The organism is Shewanella sp. SACH (assembly GCF_001887095.2).
Taxonomy (GTDB): Bacteria; Pseudomonadota; Gammaproteobacteria; order Enterobacterales; family Shewanellaceae; genus Shewanella; species Shewanella baltica.
This window is the reverse complement of sequence record NZ_MPDG02000002.1, coordinates 1,120,671-1,137,950: the sequence shown is the minus strand read 5'-3', so window position 1 is coordinate 1,137,950 and position 17,280 is coordinate 1,120,671. Positions and strand designations below refer to the sequence as shown.

Here is a 17,280-nt window from a genome sequence, read left to right as displayed (position 1 = left end):
TAAGTTTCAGTATAGATTCAATCTCGAAAGTGACTAGTTTTAAAGGATAAATTATCATCTTATTGGTTACAGACTTTAGGCTAATAACTAACACTCACGCCACTTAGAACAAACACAATTACAACTTAAGCCATTGTTATAAAATAGAAATAGCCAAAGTTAGGCTAAGCCAGCCTTGGCGGGTATGATGAATGCACTTAACCCGTAACACCCCGAAATTCTATTGGAGCCACTATGAACAAATCACTATGTTGTATCGCACTTCTGGCCTTATTTACCACGGCTTGCTCTGAAGCCCCAAAAGAAGAAACCGCAGTCGATACAGCCCAAGTTCAAACAGACGCCGCTAAAACCGTCCCTGTCGGCGATACCAGCCAAAATTCACTCGATTGGGCAGGCAGCTATGAAGGTGTGTTGCCATGCGCCAGTTGCGAAGGTATTCAAACCCTGATCACATTACAATCTGATAATAGCTTTGTTCAAGAAACGGTTTATTTAGGCAAAGATGAGAAGATTTTAAAACTGATGGGCAAAGCAGCGTGGGATGAGAAAGGCCAAAAAATCACCTTGGAAGATGGTACACAATATCTGGTCGGTGAAAATCAGCTGATCATGTTAGATACTCAAGGCCAAAGAATTACTGGCGATCTGGCTGCTAATTATGTGTTGAAAAAGAAACAATAGCAGAGTGTTTTTTGAAGAGAGGATCATAGCTATTCGATTGTAAAATCGTGCAGTAACCCTCTAAAGATCAAATCTACTCTGCTCAATCACGGAACGAATAGAAGGCTCAAGGATGAGCAAGCGAATAGTTACTGAATCACAGGGTAAAATACAGAGACAAAGGAATGACTTTAAATAAACAAGCACAATTGATCCGCTATCAAGATTGCCCATCTACGCCATGGAAAAATGGCGGTGGGAGCACAAAACAGCTACTTATTTCCCCCATCAATGCCGAACTTACTGAATTCGATTATCGGATCAGCATAGCAAGCATTAGCAGTAACGGACCCTTTTCAATATTTAATGGCATAGACAGACAACTGGTCATCCTAGAAGGCGATGGTGTTGAACTCAGCATCGATAGCCATGAAGGGGAAAAACAGATAAATAACCTTGGGGGCGAAGAAAGAATACTGGGAGACACAGATACAACTGAGTATAAACAACTCACGGCTATAGACAGTGCATTCTGCTTTGCAGGTGAAACCTCAATAACAAGCCAACTATTGGGTAGTGATGTTATTGATTTCAATGTGATGACTAAACGAGGCGTATTTAAAGCACATACTCAAAGGCTTAACTTTGATAGCATATTTATAGAAGAACATGCTGCTATCCCAAACAACAATAAAAAAGAGCACCACAAGACTGAAGCTGACACAACTATCATCCAACTACTCTGCTGCTTAGATAGAATGACATGGGAGCACAATGGCAAGTTCATCAAGATCATGCCATACGACATGCTTATCATTAAACCAGGCGAAGATATAAAGTTTGCAACGACAACGCCAAGTCGATTACTTAGCGTCACCATTACGGCCTGTTAACCATCAAGCAAATAAGTGGGCACTAACTTCCTCTAGTAAAGCACAAGTTCAGTGTTCGACCTCAAGATTACTCTGCTCATTAGTGTCTCCAATATTATAAATCCCGCCCACTTAGCCTTTAATTAAAAAGTAAAACGAACATAATCAGAATTACATCCGTGCACTGGCTAATCATTGCTATCCAGAGGTAAGTAATTCCCAGAAAATGCGTTAAGCACCATTGAGAGGATCAGTTTTTCATAGTTATAAATAGCTTGGCAAGTTAGTCATCACTATCAGCAAGATTGTTGTAATAAAACCTAAATAAATTTATCCGTATATTAAAAGCACATGTAGCCCAAAGCTAAACTGATAAACTGATAAACTGATAAACTGATAAACTGATAAACTGATAAACTGATAAACTGATAAACTGATAAACCAGCGTCACATGTAATGAGTGTTCGGCTAATCTGTAAGCAAAGAGCAGAAAAAAAAAGCCAGAAAGCATACAACTTTCTGGCTTAGTAATTCAGCATATCAATACCTGAATGAACACGTATAACCGTTAGCTTTAATAGCCATAAGGCTTATGCCGCTCTTACTGCCTCTGCGATAAACTCGGCTTGAGTCTGCGTCATTATAGTATCAGTAGATTCGACCATTACCCGAATAAGCGGCTCTGTACCCGATTTACGCAATAGCACTCGCCCTTGGTCGCCTAAGATCCCTTCAGCTTTAATCACTGCTTGCTGAACGCTACTTTTCGCTAAAATGCTATCAGCATCAGCCGTGGCTAAACGCACATTAATTAACACTTGAGGGAGTTTAGTCATGCCAGCTTTAATCTCAGACAAACTCTTCTGGGACTCTAATACAGCCTTAAGTACCTGTAAGGATGCAACTATGCCATCACCCGTTGAAGCATGCTGCAAGCTCAATATATGTCCTGAACCCTCACCACCCAATTGCCAGCCAGTCGCTTTAAGCTGTTCAACCACATAACGGTCGCCTACTTTAGCGCGAACAAAAGGGATATCCATCTGCTTAAGCGCAAGCTCTAAGCCAAGATTTGACATTAAGGTACCAACCACGCCACCCGTCATTTCACCTTTGCTGTGGGCTGCCTGGGCAAGAATAAATAAAATCTCATCACCATCAACTACATGGCCATTGTGATCGACAAACATGACACGGTCTGCATCACCATCAAGCGCAATACCTAAATCAGCTTCATGCACCATAACCGCAGTTTGCAAACTATCTAAATGCGTCGCCCCACAGTGATCATTAATATTCACACCATTAGGTTTGTCATTGATGCTAATCACTTCAGCACCGAGTTCACGGTAAACATTGGGGGCGATATGATATGCGGCGCCATGGGCGCTATCGACCACAATCTTGAATCCCGTTAAAGACAAATGATTTGGGAATGTGCCTTTACAGAACTCAATATAACGACCAGCAGCATCATCAATACGGCGCACTTTACCCAGCTTTTCAGAGGCAACACACTGCATAGCATTCTGGTTAAGCGCCTTTTCTAACAAGGCTTCGATTTCAAGTTCTTGGGCATCATTTAACTTAGTGCCGGAATTAGAAAAGAACTTAATGCCATTATCATAAAATGGATTGTGCGATGCGCTGATCACTACCCCTGCGTCAGCACGGAATGTAGAGGCTAAATAAGCCACCGCGGGTGTAGGCATAGGGCCAATCAGCGCAACATTCACGCCCGCAGCAGAAAAACCTGCTTCCATTGCCGACTCAAGCATATAACCACTGCTACGGGTATCTTTACCAATCAGCACTTCCTTCGTTCCGCTAGACGCCAGCACAGTACCCGCAGCCCAACCTAACTTCATCGCGAAATCCGGGGTAATAGGGAAAGTACCAACTTTGCCACGCACACCGTCTGTACCAAAATACTTCCTAGACATGAAAAATCCTTAAAACAGCTATAAACGAAAAAAGCCGAATACAATTTCGGCTTTTTCAATTGTCCTATGCAATTAGATATCAAAAATCAATCACTACCAAACAGATCGCGGGTATAGACCTTATCTGCAACATCTGTTAGTTCCGTTGCCATCCGGTTAGAGACAATTACATCAGCTACACCTTTAAAAGCGGTTAAATCAGTAACTACGCGGGAATGGAAGAACTCTTTCTCTTTAAGTACTGGCTCATACACTATGACCTCTACACCTTTAGCCTTGAGGCGTTTCATAATCCCTTGAATACTTGAGGCTCTAAAATTATCCGAACCTGACTTCATGATCAGTCGATAAATGCCCACCACCCTAGGATTACGGCTTAAAATAGAGTCAGCGATAAAGTCTTTACGGGTGGTATTAGATTCCACAATCGCACTAATAATGCTATTGGGCACATCAGCATAGTTAGCGCGAAGTTGCTTGGTATCTTTAGGTAAGCAATAACCACCATAACCAAAAGAAGGATTATTGTAATGATCACCAATTCGCGGATCTAAACACACACCTTCAATAATCTGCCGAGAATCTAGCCCATGAGTTTCAGCATAAGTATCAAGTTCGTTAAAATAAGCAACGCGCATAGCAAGATAAGTGTTAGAAAATAATTTAACTGCTTCAGCTTCAGTGCTATCCGTAAATAATACTTGAATATCTTTTTTAATGGCGCCTTGCACTAATAAATCAGCAAACACTTTAGCGCGCTCACTACGCTCACCCACAATAATCCGCGATGGATGCAAGTTATCATAAAGCGCTTTACCCTCACGCAAAAACTCTGGCGAAAAGAGAATATTATCGCAATGATATTTTTGCTTAACCTTGGCAGTAAAGCCCACTGGCACGGTGGATTTGATCACCATCACCGCATTAGGGTTGATGCCAATAACATCTTGAATAACCGACTCAACAGAGGAAGTATTAAAATAATTAGTTTTTGGATCATAATCAGTAGGTGTAGCAATAATCACAAAATCAGCATCCTGATAAGCTAACTGTTTGTCCAAAGTAGCGGTTAAATTTAGCTCACGATGAGTTAAAAACTCTTCAATTTCATTATCTACTATTGGAGACCGTTTGTTATTAATGGACTCCACTTTTCCAGCAATCACATCAACAGCAATAACTTGATGGTGCTGAGCTAATAAAACTGCATTAGAAAGGCCTACATAGCCAGTACCAGCAATAGCGATTTTCATTATTTATATCCTAATCCACACGAGCTATTTTAAACTGCTCACGAAAAATACTACTCAAAATTCCATCATTTCCTAGAGCACAATCATTCCCTAAAATACTGTCATTCCCGCGTAGGCGGGAATCCATTTCGGTACTCGTCAAATTAGCTATTTTACGTGGTACGTAAAGTATGACATAAAATTGGCCTTACTTTTTAAATTATTAAAATAGAATATTTAACTAACTTAAATCTTGTAATAACTGCGATACCATGCAACAAACTCAGCAACGCCTTCTTTTACCCCAACTTTAGGTTGATATCCTGTCGCAGCAAATAAATCTTGGGTATCAGCATAAGTTTGATACACATCACCCAGTTGCATCTCACGAAAATGCTTTTTCGCTTCAATACCTAATTCATCTTCAATGGCTTTAACAAAGTCCATTAAATTAATTGGCGAACCATGTCCGATGTTATACACAGCATAAGGTGCTGAGCTAGTTGCTGGTGTACCTGTTTCTACAGTCCAAGCATCATTTCGTGTAGGAATAACATCCGCAATACGAACCACCCCTTCGACAATATCGTCAACATGAGTAAAATCACGCCACATATCACCATTGTTATTAATATCAATGGTTTCACCTTCAAGTATCTTTTTAGTGAAAATAAATGGCGCCATATCGGGGCGGCCCCAACTACCATATACAGTAAAAAAACGCAGGCCGGTGGTTGGCATATAGTAAAGGTGCGAATAGCTATGTGCCATCAACTCATTGGCTTTTTTGGTCGCAGCATAAAGTGATACAGGATGGTCAACTGTGTCACTGGTAGCAAATGGCGTTTTACTATTCAAACCATAGACAGAACTAGAAGATGCGTAGATTAAATGTTTGACTTTGGTCTGACGACATCCCTCAAGAATATTTAGATGTCCTACTAAATTAGAATCTGCATAAGCGTGAGGGTTTTCAATTGAATAACGTACGCCAGCTTGGGCGCCTAAGTGAATCACCCGATCGAACTGCTCCGCTTTAAATAATTCAGTAATGGCATCGCGATCGGACAAATCGAGTTGTTTAAAGCTAAATAGCTTTTGAGCGGCCAATTGGGCGAGGCGCGCGTGTTTAAGGCTTACATCATAATAGTCATTAAGGTTATCAAGACCGACTACTTGGTGGCCTTGGTTACATAAACGTTTAGCAACGGCGCTGCCAATAAAACCGGCAGCGCCGGTGACCAAATACTTCATATTACTGCTCCGATAAGGCTTGCTGATATTGCTGTAACACCAAAATTTCGCTGAAGTTGTTGACCATATAATCGCGGCTGGCCAATCCCATGGAATTGCGTTGTTCAATGCTTAACTCAACCATACTCTTCATTGCGATAAACAGTGCATGGCTGTCGCGCGGTGCAATTAAATAGCCGTTTTGACCATGAATCACAGTTTCGCGGCAACCCACCGAATCAGTGGTGATTAAAGGCAAACCGCAGCTACCGGCCTCTAATAATGAGCGCGGCACGCCTTCGCGATAATAGCTTGGCAAAACAAAAAAATCGGCATTATGCAGGACTGATACCACGTTATCAGTGGTACCTAAATACTTAATAGTGCCATTTTGGCAAGCTTCGTCAAGTTCGGCTTTAGGCAATTCGGCCGCAGTGCCACTATATTTGCCAAGCACTTGAAAGGTACAGTGCGGATAAATGGTTTTTAATTGACTAGCTGCGCTAATGTATTCACGAATGCCCTTTTCGAGCAGCAAGCGAGCGGAGAATAAAAACACAAATTGGGTTGAGTCCGCGCTACTGTGATCCACTAACTTGTCAACTTTGCAAGTGAAGCGCTTGATGTTAACTCCAGAGCCCGGTAAAACACTGTGAGTTGATTTTTTAAGCAAACCATTTTCCACAAATAATATTTGATCATCTCTGTTTTGAAAAAACACATGTTTACTATGGCGCAAACCAACGCGATAAAGCAGTTGCATTAGGCTTTGAATCAGACCTGGTGCTGAAAAAGTGCGGCCAAGACCAGCAATATTGTTAATGACTTTACATCCAAGAAGACCTGCAATAAAACCACCATAGATATTCGGTTTGGCAGTAAAACCTAAATAGTAATCAGGTTTGATTTTTTTAAGCAGTTTACTATAGGTCAACAGAGTAGCGATATCACGCAATGGCGCAACGGAGCTAGGAGCCATATTGATATCATGCACTACAAAGCCTAATTGCCGCAGTTTTTCGCTATATTGATCTTTAGGGGCGATGATTTCTACCTGATGGCTTTTAGCTAAAAAACGAACTAACTCGAGGCGGAAATTAAATATACTCCAACTAGTGTTAGAGGAAATAACAATTGTTTTCAAAGTAAACTCTTAAAATCTGACGTTATAAATATTGTACATGTTACGCATTATATAATTGCAGCCATTTGTCAGTGACCGCCTCTAATGAATACTTCTGTACAACCCGTTCTCGTGCTAATTGACCTTGTATTTTTGCAGTCTCAGGGGATACCGTAAGACCTTGTACCAAACCTCTCGACAGAGCGGTACTATCTTTAATCGGTACCAAGATACCGCAATCACCCAGTACCTCCTTTACACCACCACAATCAGTAGCCACCACAACCCGCTCGCAGGCCATGGCCTCAGCAACCACTAAACCGAAACCTTCCCAAGCAGATGACAACACAAACAGGTCCGCGGCGCTCATCCACTCATTGACATTGCGTTGCAGCCCTAAAAAATGTACCCGTTCAGTTAAGCCTAATTGCGCGACTAGTGTTAAAATGATGGTTTGTGCTTCACCTGTGCCAATGATCGCCAATTTCGTGTGGCTTAACTCACTGGGCAGTCGGCTAAAAGCGGTTAATAAGTTGGGATAGTCCTTGGCCTCTGTAAAGCGCCCAACCGCTAAGATGAGAGGGGTGTTATCAGCCAGTTGTAATTGCGCCCGCAAGAAAGTACGGCTGGCTGAATTAAAGGTAAAACGCACGATATCAATGCCGTTGTGCATTGCAATAATACGACTCGCAGGCGCGGCGCCACGCTTTACCGAAATATTCACAGCCTCAAGGCTAACGTTAGTACTGAGATCACACAATGTATCGGTTATGCGGTACGCCAGCATGCGGCCACGGCTACCCTCGTTAGAACTGTGAGCAGTACAAATTAGTTTTGGTATATTGGTGCTTAAACGCAGCAAGCGGGCAAAAAGGTTGGCATGCACCATATGACTGTGCACCACTTCGGGTTTAAATTGGTTAATTAACCGCCGAGCCTGCCAATAGGCTTTAATAAATCCCATGGGAGTTTTGGCCATATAGAGTTCGGCAACCTCAATATTGGCTGATTGCGGGCTATTAACCGCCTCGCCAGTCATGGATATTAATAATACCTGATGGCCTTTATCGGCAAATTGATCGGCCAAGTCACACACTTGCCTCTCCGCCCCGCCCATACCAAGGCCCGTTATGATAAGGGTGATGTTCAAATACAACTCCTACCTGCTGCTTGTACTATACCAGCGTTACATTTCTTATTAATTCTCTCGTGGTAAAACCAAAAGGCCAATAAAGTCAACATAGGCACACTAGCTGGATTATTTAAAATAAAGGCACCTTTGTAATGCAAGGCAAAAGCTAAAGGCAGGATAAACAATGTAAAAAATACGCTTTTTGATTTAAATGCAAACAAACAAGCATAAGCAATCACAGCTATCACAAAAGGTAAGCCACCGAAAAACAGATTACGCATATAACCTGCATCGGTGTGCATATAATAGCCCTCTCCGTCCACATAGCGGCCATCGCCCCACAGCCAAGTACTGTCATGCGCTGGCATAAAATACATTTTATCTAACTCATCAGTAGAGGATGTACGCGACAATGCTACTGAATCACCATCAAAGGAGATAAATTCAAACATCCAACCAGCATAAACAGACAAAGCATCAACCGACAAAATAATGGCTACCAATCCTGCAACTAGCAAAACCCCAAGCCCACTGTATTTCACGCTTTGCGACATAATATAGACAAATGAAATGGCGACACCAACAAAAGCTGTGCGGCCCGCAAGTACACCTGCGACTAAAATCACCATAAACTTAATAGCAAAATTAACTGACAAACCATCTTTAACTAACTTATGTGCACATAACAAAATGATAACAGCATAAGCCGATGCCATGCCAAAATAACCAGAGCCAGCTAAAAATGCATTGCGATAAGGAATAAACCCTTGCTCTGCCACGCCAGATTTGAAAAAATATACCCATTCTAAGATTGCCGGAATGGAACCCGCAATAAGGCAAATAACACCATTTATAAAGAAAATATTTATTAGTTTATCGTTTATGCGCTCACAACCAAAGGCAAGCAGATAAAATGTAGTAGCCGAAAAAATGACCAAGGATTTAGAAATGGATAATAAATAATTCAATTCACCACTAAATGAAATCCTAAACAATGCAAAACATATAATGACAAAATAAAAAACAAAGAATGGCGCTGTAAAGTATTTAACTTGAGCCTCTATGTTTAATTTACCATTACCAATAAACAATACAGATAAAGATATCAAAAGTGAAAATGGGGCACTACCAATAAACTTCACTGAAGGAATAGCCAAGTCAAAAACCAATAAAAACAGGCTTAGATAGGAAAGCGTTCTCATTTAACTCTTCCGCTTTAACTTAGATAGCTGAAATTTAACAAATCCAGGTCTAATTGAAAATGCAATCAAAAGTAAAAATTTTGAAACACAATTAACTCTGTTATTAAAAGCCCTGGAAATTAATAGTGCAAAATTAGCCCACAACCTCTTTCTAATCACTAGTAAAAAACCGCCATCATTTAATGATGGGATTATTATCTCCTCATCAATGTTAATAATTTCTTTTATAAATCGTTCATTAATCAAGGTTGTTTTACTTCTACTTACGCTGTCACCAATCCTATACCTAACAGTGACTGAGTTCATAAAAAATAATTTATTTTTATTAGATGTATATTTAAACCAAAGAGGGTGGTCTTCTATCATTGAAAACCTTTCATCTGCAAAACCTATAGCGGCTAATTTAATCCTATTTATGAATGCGGAAGGCGCTCCTGATATACCTTGCCGCTGCAGATAGCGAAATTGCTCAATCGCTGATAATTGAAATATTTTCTGGTCATCCAATGTAGGCAGAATTGATAAGTCTTGTTTAATACCAAATTCAGATACCTTGAACGATTGCATTTTTGAAAACAACACTGCAATATCGTCATTTTTGCACTCTGTAATATATTCAATATTATCAGCGATACAACTTGGCAATAAAATATCATCGCCTGCAATAGTCTTAATCCACTCAGAAGTAGCGGCTTTCCATGCAACGTTACAGTTTTTTGAAATTCCACCATTTATTTTATTGGCATAAAACTTCACACAATGAAATTTGGTTTGGTGCTGTACCAGCCAATCATTAATAACCCGTACAGTATTATCTTTTGAACCATCGTCAGAAATGATCAGTTCGATATTCGCTGGCCCATAGTTTTGGTTAACGATGCTATCGAGAGTTTCCAGCACTGTAGCAGAGGAGTGATAGGTAATAACTGCTACCGTGACGATTTGTTTATTATTTTTTTTGACCGTATTAGTGTTCATTTACATCTCATTTCAAATCAAAAAAAGCCAAGCCCTGCACAGCTTTCACAATCACATTCGCGGGGACATCTTGCGAAATAATGCTACCGGCACCAATAACGCTGTTATCACCAATGCTTACACCTTGCAAAATGATCACGTTAGCGCCGATAAAAACATTACAGCCAATGTTGACGGGTTTACAGTTGTAATCGCTGCTTAGGCGCTTCGCTGGATGCAGTGAGTGAAAATTACTATCAAAGCAGATAAAATTGGGCCCAATTAAAGTATCATCACCTATTGTAATGCTTGTTCTATCCGCGATAATGTTAGCATTATTATTAATAAAAACACGTTCGCCTATATTAATTTTAGCCGTTGAATGTCTTGCTTCAAGATAAAACTCCCCATGATAGAGATTAGGCGATGGATAACAACCTAATACACAACCATTATTTAAAAGGAATCTACCTTTCCCTTGAATATTTAATGATTGAACCACCCTCACTTTACCAGTACAAACAACACTAGGCAACAGACCGATTTTATACGAAAAATTAAAAAAAAGATTCCGTAGTTTAATGGTGATTATTGGGCGAATTTTTTTACATTTACGTAGATAGTTATAAAACATAATGAGTAATTGACCAAATAAGCAATAGTTGCGCCTTTTAACCCCATATTAGCAACAAATAAATAGGTTAAGGCGACAAATGAGAACGAGAATACTATTTCAGTGCCCATAAACCATTTAGTAGCACCACGAGATAACATAGGATAAGCGTATAACCAGCTAGCGATTTTAATCACATCTCCGGTTAATTGAATACCAAATAATTCACGAGCACTACGAAATTCTTCTGTAAACAGCAGTGATATAGCAACATCCCGCAATAAATATACGCCAAGAGCCATAACAGAGACTATCGGGATAATCACCCGCGCGGTTTTATGAATTTCACTAAGAATCGCATCAATACCGGTTAATGATGCCAAGCGCGGCAGATAATAGGTGCCAAGCGCTATGGTAATCACTCCTAAATAAACTTCAGAGATTTTATATACCGCTTGCCATTGGCCGGTAGCATCCCAGCCAACTTGGTCAATTAAAATATTGCGCACCAAGATTAACGATACAGGCACAGTCAAGGCGCTGGTGATCGCCATCAACATATAACCGCCAATTTGTTTGCGCGCTTTAGGCTCCACAGCGCCCCACCAATAGCGCAGTTTAAACCAAGGCTGGCGCAGGTTGGCAATTAACATCACCACACCGATCAAGGCCGCTTGTACTGCTGCGGCTAATAGTGCGCCCTCAATATTGTGCAGAACAATCATCGCCAGCATTACGCCGCCAGAAATTAGCGCCGAGACCATGCCAAGGCCAACATAACGGCGATATAATTGTTGGCCGTTGATCACCGAATTACACAAGGTGCCAATCGCTGCAAAGGGCAGCACGCACACGGTAGCCATCACCACCCAAGCTAAGTTCGCATCTTTAAATAAGCTACTGGCAATCGGCTTGGCTAATAATACCCCAACAGGAATAGCAATAGCCGAGATGATCAGCATCCATTGCGTAGCTGCGCGCCACCAAGGTGCGCAAGCCTCAAACCCTTGTTCTCTATTTTCTGCTGTATAACGCACCACACCGCTTCCAGCTGGCGCATTAATGATGCCGTTTAAACTGCCCACCAAGCTTTGAACTTGTCCAAGCATCGCCAAACCAGTTGGACCAGTATAAATAGCCACCACTTTTGCAATCACAAACCCCATCGCCATTTTTAACAAGGTTAGTAGCCCTGTCATCGCGGTGACTTTGAGTAAACGCTTCATCCAGCAAACTCATTCATCGCCGCAATAACTTTAGCTATATTTTCATCGTTCATGGTTGGATCGAGCGGGATAGAGAGCACTTGCTGATGGATTAACTCAGTCAGTGGCAACTGTATATCGGCATAATGACTATAAGCCTGCTGCTTATGAGGGGGAATAGGGTAATGAATCAGCGTTTGGATACCATTTTTAGCTAAATGTGCTTGTAGTGCTTCACGTTGCTCACAGCGCACAACAAATAAGTGCCATACGTGTACGAGTTCATTATCCACTTGCGGTAGTGTAATAAGCGAGTTGCTGATATTAGCGCGGTAAGTTTGAGCAATCAGCTGTCGGCGAGCGGTTTCAGCTTCTAAATAGCATAACTTAACGCGGAGCATGGCGGCTTGTATTTCATCTAAACGGCTATTAACACCTTTATAGTTATTTTCATATTTTTTATGCGAACCATAGTTCCGTAAGGCTTTAAGAGTTTGAGCTAATTCATCATCATTCGTAGTAATTGCACCAGCATCGCCAAGAGCACCAAGGTTTTTTCCCGGATAAAAACTAAAACCGGCCGCATCACCCCAGTTCCCGGCACGTTTACCGTTAATTTCAGCACCGTGTGATTGGGCGCAATCTTCCAGTACTAATAAGTCAAACTCTTCTGCAAGCGTCATAATTTCAGGCATAGGTGAAATTTGGCCATATAAATGCACAGGTAATATGGCTTTTGTTTTAGATGTAATCGCTGCTCTCACAGTAGAAAAGTCTAAATTAAACGTGGCTGGATTAGGTTCAACCAATACAGGAACTAGATCATTCTCAGTAATAGCGAGTACAGATGCGATATAAGTATTGGCTTGAACGATGACTTCATCACCAGCTTTGAGTTTACCTAATTCTTTCCAAGCACGTAAAGTGAGAATTAATGCATCTAAACCATTGGCAACACCTATTGCATGTTTAGTACTGCAATAAGCTGCAAATTCGGCTTCAAATTGGGTGAGCTCGTTGCCCATGATATACCAGCCGGAGTCAATCACTCGCGCACAGGCATCTTTTAGTTCTTGCTGATATTGATTGTTAATAGCTTTTAAATCGAGGAAGTTAATCATGTTACTGCTCTATATATTTAATGATTCTGGCTGGGTTACCCACAACTACAGCGTATGCTGGCACATCTTTAGTCACCACAGAACCCGCACCCACCATTGCATGCTTGCCAATCGTTATGCCGGGTAACAAGGTCGCATTAGCCCCAATAGAGGCATGGTCCTCGATGGTTATTCTAGAGAATGTATCAGGGTAAACTTTAGAACGAGGCATTTTATCATTGGTAAAGGTCGCACAAGGACCTATAAAAACATTATTACCAATGTTTGTGCCATCCCAAATATATACGCCAGATTTAACGGTTACGTTATCTCCCAGCACCACATCATTTTCAATCAGAGTATGGGCACAAATATTACAATCGCGACCGATTGTGGCCTCTTTAAGCACAATGGCGAACTGCCATACGCGAGTACCTTCGCCTATTTTCCTGCTCTGTACATCACTTAGCGGATGAATAAACATGAGTATTTACCGCCTCAATAAATGTTGAATATTCGCGAATATAATCTGACTCATCATAAACCTGGTCTGCTAGTACCATTAATATGCAACCCTCGGAAAAGTCATACATTTCGTGCCATTGCATAGAATCGATTAGTAACCCTTTATCAGGGCTGGCTAAGGTTACTTCTTGCTTGTTCTTACCATCATCCATAATAAAGCGACAGGATCCCTTAAGACAAATAGCTACTTGCTTAAGTGTTTTGTGTGCATGAAAACCTCGAGCAATGCCTTGTACTGTCCCATAGATATAATAAACACGTTTTATTTCAAACGGAATATTGTGGTTGCCTTCTAATACCACCAAAGCTCCGCGATCATCACCTAGCACAGGGAAATCAAATAGATTAATCAAACTCATTTTTATCTCAATTATTTATTCAATAAATCAGACAAGTATTGTCCATAACTATTCTTGGCCATCTGATTAGCTGCTGAGATTATCTGCTCATCAGTCAGCCATTTATTACGCCATGCTATTTCTTCTAGACAGGCTATTTTATAACCTTGACGTTTTTCAATTGTTTCAACAAATGAAGCGGCTTCTAATAAACTTTCATAAGTACCTGTGTCCAACCAAGCAAAACCACGACCCAGCAGCTCAACATTTAATTCGCCTAATTCAAGATAGGCTTGATTAATACTGGTGATTTCTAACTCACCTCGTGCTGATGGTTTAACATTTTTTGCAATATCAACGACACGATTGTCGTAGAAATATAAACCAGTGACTGCGAAGTTCGATCTAGGTTTAGGAGGCTTTTCTTCAATGCTTATTGCTTTTTGACTATGGTCGAACTCCACTACACCAAAACGTTCAGGATCTTTGACCTGATAACCAAATACTGATGCGCCTGTTGGCCTTGCGGCAGCATTTTTAAGTATTGGTGAAAAACCTTGGCCCCAAAAGATATTATCCCCAAGCGCTAAGCACACATGATCTTTGCCGATAAACTCTTCACCAATAATAAAAGCTTGCGCTAGGCCATCAGGGGTTGCTTGAACTGCATACTGCAAATTTATACCAAACTCACTACCGTCACCAAGAAGACGTTGAAAAGAAGATTGCTCCTCTGGCGTAGTAATAATCAAAATATCACGGATACCAGCCAGCATAAGCACTGAAATAGGATAGTAAATCATTGGCTTATCATAGACAGGCAATAATTGTTTTGATACGCCTTTAGTAATAGGATAAAGCCGTGTGCCAGAACCTCCAGCGAGAATAATTCCTTTCATAGTAAAATCAGTTCCTAGATAAATAGAGCCTAAGTTTAAATAAAACTAGGACGATAAAAAGTATTAAAAGAGATTAAACACCTAAACGCTCGCGTTGATAAGTGCCATCTTGAACATGTTGGCACCACTCTTGATTCGCTAAATACCATTCAATGGTTTTACGAAGGCCTGTTTCGAAGGTTTCTTGTGGTTGCCAGTTAAGCTCATTACTCATTTTTGTTGCATCTATGGCATAGCGTCGGTCATGACCAGGTCTATCTGTGACATAGATAATTTGCTCGGCATAAGGCGTAGCTTTTGGCACCAATGAATCTAATATACTACAAATGGTTTTCACCACATCTATGTTCTGCTTTTCATTATGGCCACCAATATTGTAAGTTTCGCCAACTTTGCCCTCTGTAACCACTTTATATAGCGCGCGAGCATGATCTTCAACATATAACCAATCACGAATTTGGTCGCCTTTACCGTAAATTGGTAAAGGCTTACCTTCGAGTGCATTGAGAATTACCAGCGGAATTAATTTTTCTGGAAAATGATAAGGCCCATAGTTATTTGAGCAGTTGGTCACAATCGTCGGTAACCCATAGGTACGCAACCATGCGCGTACTAGATGGTCGCTTGAAGCTTTAGAGGCAGAATATGGGCTACTAGGTGCATAAGGCGTAGTTTCAGCAAATAAAGGTAGCTCTTGATTTACTGCTTGTCCTTCTTGCTCATCCGGATGAGGTAAATCGCCATACACTTCGTCAGTTGAAATATGATGAAAACGAAATGCTGACTTACGCTTAGCATCGAGTTGGGCCCAATAGTGGCGCGCAGCTTCTAATAAAGTGTAGGTTCCAACAATATTGGTCTGAATAAAATCTGAAGGGCCAGTAATTGAGCGGTCAACATGAGACTCTGCAGCTAGATGCATAACAGCATCTGGCTGATACAGTACAAAAATACTATCAAGTTCAGCTCTGTCACAAATATCAACTTGCTCAAACGCGTATCTTTGATTTTTGTCAAAATTTAAAAGTGACTCAAGATTGCCTGCATATGTAAGTTTATCTACGTTAATCACATAATCTTGGGTGTTGCCAATAATATGGCGAACTACTGCAGAACCAATAAAACCTGCACCACCAGTAACTAAAATCTTCATTAAATTTGACCTACATAATTATAAATAAGAGCTAAAACTATCTACCCATACCGAATAACACAACTTTCACCGTTTTTAGTAAAATTCTAAAATCTAAAAGTGAGCTATGGTGCTTAATATAATAAATATCATATTTATGTTTCCAAACTGCATCTTCAACTGATGCTCCATAAGGATAACTAACTTGTGCTAACCCTGTCACACCAGGCTTAACCGCATGTCGAAAACGATAATAGGGAATTTCTTTTTCCAGCTCGGCTATAAAGACTTCGCGCTCAGGCCTTGGGCCAACTATTGACATTTCGCCCTTAAGAATATTGATAATTTGCGGTAACTCATCGATTCGAGTCTTACGGATAAAGTTACCCACTTTAGTTACACGGGCATCATTCTGACTTGCCCATTGCGCACCTGATTTTTCAGCATCGTTACGCATGGAACGAAATTTAATCACTTCAAACTCATCATTATACTGTCCAGTACGCCGTTGCTTATAAAACACAGGCCCTGGACTTTCTAATTTAATTGCTAAGGCAGTTATCAAGCCAATAGGTACAGCGATAGAGCAGAGTAAAAACGCTGCAAATAAGTCTATTATACGTTTTGCTAATTGAGTACGTTTAGTCGATAGAATAGAAAAAGCTTTTTGGTGCAAAAAATAACCACTATGGAGTAAACGCACTTCGGTGTAACCCAGTCTTTCGTCTAAATAACTGACCAGAGGTTCAACCCAAGCGCCAAGCTCAGTTGCTTTAACTAAAAATTGTCTTTGCTCTTTTGTTAAACGCGCACTTTCAAAGTGGCAAATTACTTTGCAACTTAGATCTGTAATGCTGTAGTCATTAACGACCATATCAAATGAATAGTCATCAATAATTTCACCGATTTCTAATTCCCTATCTTTAGGGCAATAGACATAAATAACTTCCTGAGTGAGTACCTGTCGTTTTGACTTAAAACGTTTAATTACTGTTTTAATTGGTTGAAACTCTTCAGTATCTACCGTTTCATTTACACGTATATTCATACAATAAACCAAATTGTTAATAGGTTCTGGTACTAGTAGGCTTAAAGCCATTCTAATACACGC

Annotated in this window: 17 protein-coding genes; 2 read left to right on the top strand and 15 right to left on the bottom strand. The window is 40.6% G+C overall.

The window, feature by feature from the left end; genetic code table 11:
* The first annotated feature begins 234 nt into the window (after nucleotides 1-234).
* Both BM607_RS12955 and BM607_RS12950 read left to right on the top strand, forming a co-directional pair.
* A complete protein-coding gene (locus tag BM607_RS12955) occupies nucleotides 235-684 on the top strand; it encodes a copper resistance protein NlpE (RefSeq protein WP_071939647.1) in 450 nt (149 codons plus the stop codon).
* Between the two features lie 164 nt (nucleotides 685-848).
* The gene (locus BM607_RS12950; protein ID WP_071939648.1) at nucleotides 849-1,556 is read left to right on the top strand and encodes a HutD family protein; all 708 of its coding nucleotides are present in this window, start codon (nucleotides 849-851) and stop codon (nucleotides 1,554-1,556) included.
* Nucleotides 1,557-2,125: 569 nt separating this feature from the next.
* Here the strand turns inward: BM607_RS12950 and glmM are convergent.
* From glmM to BM607_RS12875, 15 genes are all read right to left on the bottom strand, one after another.
* Nucleotides 2,126-3,478, bottom strand: a complete 1,353-nt coding sequence (gene glmM / locus BM607_RS12945) for a phosphoglucosamine mutase (protein WP_071939649.1) — start codon at nucleotides 3,476-3,478, stop codon at nucleotides 2,126-2,128.
* Between the two features lie 86 nt (nucleotides 3,479-3,564).
* Complete coding sequence (locus BM607_RS12940) at nucleotides 3,565-4,731, bottom strand: nucleotide sugar dehydrogenase (protein WP_071939650.1); 1,167 nt, start codon at nucleotides 4,729-4,731, stop codon at nucleotides 3,565-3,567.
* Nucleotides 4,732-4,956: 225 nt separating this feature from the next.
* Entirely contained in the window at nucleotides 4,957-5,964 is a 1,008-nt protein-coding gene (locus BM607_RS12935; protein ID WP_071939651.1) for an NAD-dependent epimerase, read from the bottom strand.
* A gap of 1 nt (nucleotide 5,965) precedes the next feature.
* Nucleotides 5,966-7,087: a glycosyltransferase family 4 protein gene (locus BM607_RS12930; RefSeq protein WP_071939652.1), complete on the bottom strand. Its 1,122-nt coding sequence runs from the start codon at nucleotides 7,085-7,087 to the stop codon at nucleotides 5,966-5,968.
* A 40-nt stretch (nucleotides 7,088-7,127) separates the two neighbouring features.
* Nucleotides 7,128-8,216, bottom strand: coding sequence for a glycosyltransferase (locus BM607_RS12925; protein ID WP_071939653.1), 1,089 nt, complete (start codon nucleotides 8,214-8,216; stop codon nucleotides 7,128-7,130).
* Nucleotides 8,213-9,400: a hypothetical protein gene (locus tag BM607_RS12920; RefSeq protein WP_071939654.1), complete on the bottom strand. Its 1,188-nt coding sequence runs from the start codon at nucleotides 9,398-9,400 to the stop codon at nucleotides 8,213-8,215. The genes BM607_RS12925 and BM607_RS12920 overlap by 4 nt, the downstream gene beginning before the upstream one ends.
* The gene (locus BM607_RS12915) at nucleotides 9,401-10,378 is read right to left on the bottom strand and encodes a glycosyltransferase family A protein (RefSeq protein WP_071939655.1); all 978 of its coding nucleotides are present in this window, start codon (nucleotides 10,376-10,378) and stop codon (nucleotides 9,401-9,403) included.
* Between the two features lie 7 nt (nucleotides 10,379-10,385).
* Entirely contained in the window at nucleotides 10,386-10,859 is a 474-nt protein-coding gene (locus tag BM607_RS12910; protein ID WP_249269588.1) for a DapH/DapD/GlmU-related protein, read from the bottom strand.
* Nucleotides 10,860-10,945: 86 nt separating this feature from the next.
* Nucleotides 10,946-12,196 carry an O-antigen translocase gene (locus BM607_RS12905; protein WP_071939656.1) on the bottom strand — a complete coding sequence of 417 codons (1,251 nt, stop codon included), beginning with the start codon at nucleotides 12,194-12,196 and terminating at the stop codon, nucleotides 10,946-10,948.
* Nucleotides 12,193-13,296, bottom strand: coding sequence for a DegT/DnrJ/EryC1/StrS family aminotransferase (locus BM607_RS12900; RefSeq protein WP_071939657.1), 1,104 nt, complete (start codon nucleotides 13,294-13,296; stop codon nucleotides 12,193-12,195). The genes BM607_RS12905 and BM607_RS12900 overlap by 4 nt, the downstream gene beginning before the upstream one ends.
* 1 nt (nucleotide 13,297) lies before the next feature.
* Entirely contained in the window at nucleotides 13,298-13,759 is a 462-nt protein-coding gene (locus BM607_RS12895; RefSeq protein ID WP_071939658.1) for an acyltransferase, read from the bottom strand.
* Nucleotides 13,737-14,159 (bottom strand): FdtA/QdtA family cupin domain-containing protein, encoded by a 423-nt coding sequence (locus BM607_RS12890; protein WP_071939659.1) that lies wholly within the window; start codon nucleotides 14,157-14,159, stop codon nucleotides 13,737-13,739. The genes BM607_RS12895 and BM607_RS12890 overlap by 23 nt, the downstream gene beginning before the upstream one ends.
* An 11-nt stretch (nucleotides 14,160-14,170) precedes the next feature.
* The gene (gene rfbA / locus BM607_RS12885; protein ID WP_071939660.1) at nucleotides 14,171-15,037 is read right to left on the bottom strand and encodes a glucose-1-phosphate thymidylyltransferase RfbA; all 867 of its coding nucleotides are present in this window, start codon (nucleotides 15,035-15,037) and stop codon (nucleotides 14,171-14,173) included.
* Between the two features lie 73 nt (nucleotides 15,038-15,110).
* Nucleotides 15,111-16,190, bottom strand: coding sequence for a dTDP-glucose 4,6-dehydratase (gene rfbB / locus BM607_RS12880; RefSeq protein ID WP_071939661.1), 1,080 nt, complete (start codon nucleotides 16,188-16,190; stop codon nucleotides 15,111-15,113).
* 37 nt (nucleotides 16,191-16,227) lie between these two features.
* The gene (locus BM607_RS12875; RefSeq protein ID WP_170927468.1) at nucleotides 16,228-17,217 is read right to left on the bottom strand and encodes an exopolysaccharide biosynthesis polyprenyl glycosylphosphotransferase; all 990 of its coding nucleotides are present in this window, start codon (nucleotides 17,215-17,217) and stop codon (nucleotides 16,228-16,230) included.
* Nucleotides 17,218-17,280: the final 63 nt, after the last annotated feature.

Excerpts from the sequence above, each read along its gene's own strand:
- BM607_RS12900 (WP_071939657.1), bottom strand. The coding sequence starts at position 13,296 with ATGATTAACTTCCTCGATTTAAAAGCTATTAACAATCAATATCAGCAA.
- BM607_RS12955 (WP_071939647.1), top strand. The coding sequence starts at position 235 with ATGAACAAATCACTATGTTGTATCGCACTTCTGGCCTTATTTACCACG.
- BM607_RS12915 (WP_071939655.1), bottom strand. The coding sequence starts at position 10,378 with ATGAACACTAATACGGTCAAAAAAAATAATAAACAAATCGTCACGGTA.
- BM607_RS12920 (WP_071939654.1), bottom strand. The coding sequence starts at position 9,400 with ATGAGAACGCTTTCCTATCTAAGCCTGTTTTTATTGGTTTTTGACTTG.
- BM607_RS12895 (WP_071939658.1), bottom strand. The coding sequence starts at position 13,759 with ATGTTTATTCATCCGCTAAGTGATGTACAGAGCAGGAAAATAGGCGAA.
- BM607_RS12905 (WP_071939656.1), bottom strand. The coding sequence starts at position 12,196 with ATGAAGCGTTTACTCAAAGTCACCGCGATGACAGGGCTACTAACCTTG.
- rfbA (WP_071939660.1), bottom strand. The coding sequence starts at position 15,037 with ATGAAAGGAATTATTCTCGCTGGAGGTTCTGGCACACGGCTTTATCCT.
- BM607_RS12890 (WP_071939659.1), bottom strand. The coding sequence starts at position 14,159 with ATGAGTTTGATTAATCTATTTGATTTCCCTGTGCTAGGTGATGATCGC.
- BM607_RS12935 (WP_071939651.1), bottom strand. The coding sequence starts at position 5,964 with ATGAAGTATTTGGTCACCGGCGCTGCCGGTTTTATTGGCAGCGCCGTT.
- glmM (WP_071939649.1), bottom strand. The coding sequence starts at position 3,478 with ATGTCTAGGAAGTATTTTGGTACAGACGGTGTGCGTGGCAAAGTTGGT.
- BM607_RS12940 (WP_071939650.1), bottom strand. The coding sequence starts at position 4,731 with ATGAAAATCGCTATTGCTGGTACTGGCTATGTAGGCCTTTCTAATGCA.
- BM607_RS12875 (WP_170927468.1), bottom strand. The coding sequence starts at position 17,217 with ATGAATATACGTGTAAATGAAACGGTAGATACTGAAGAGTTTCAACCA.
- rfbB (WP_071939661.1), bottom strand. The coding sequence starts at position 16,190 with ATGAAGATTTTAGTTACTGGTGGTGCAGGTTTTATTGGTTCTGCAGTA.
- BM607_RS12950 (WP_071939648.1), top strand. The coding sequence starts at position 849 with ATGACTTTAAATAAACAAGCACAATTGATCCGCTATCAAGATTGCCCA.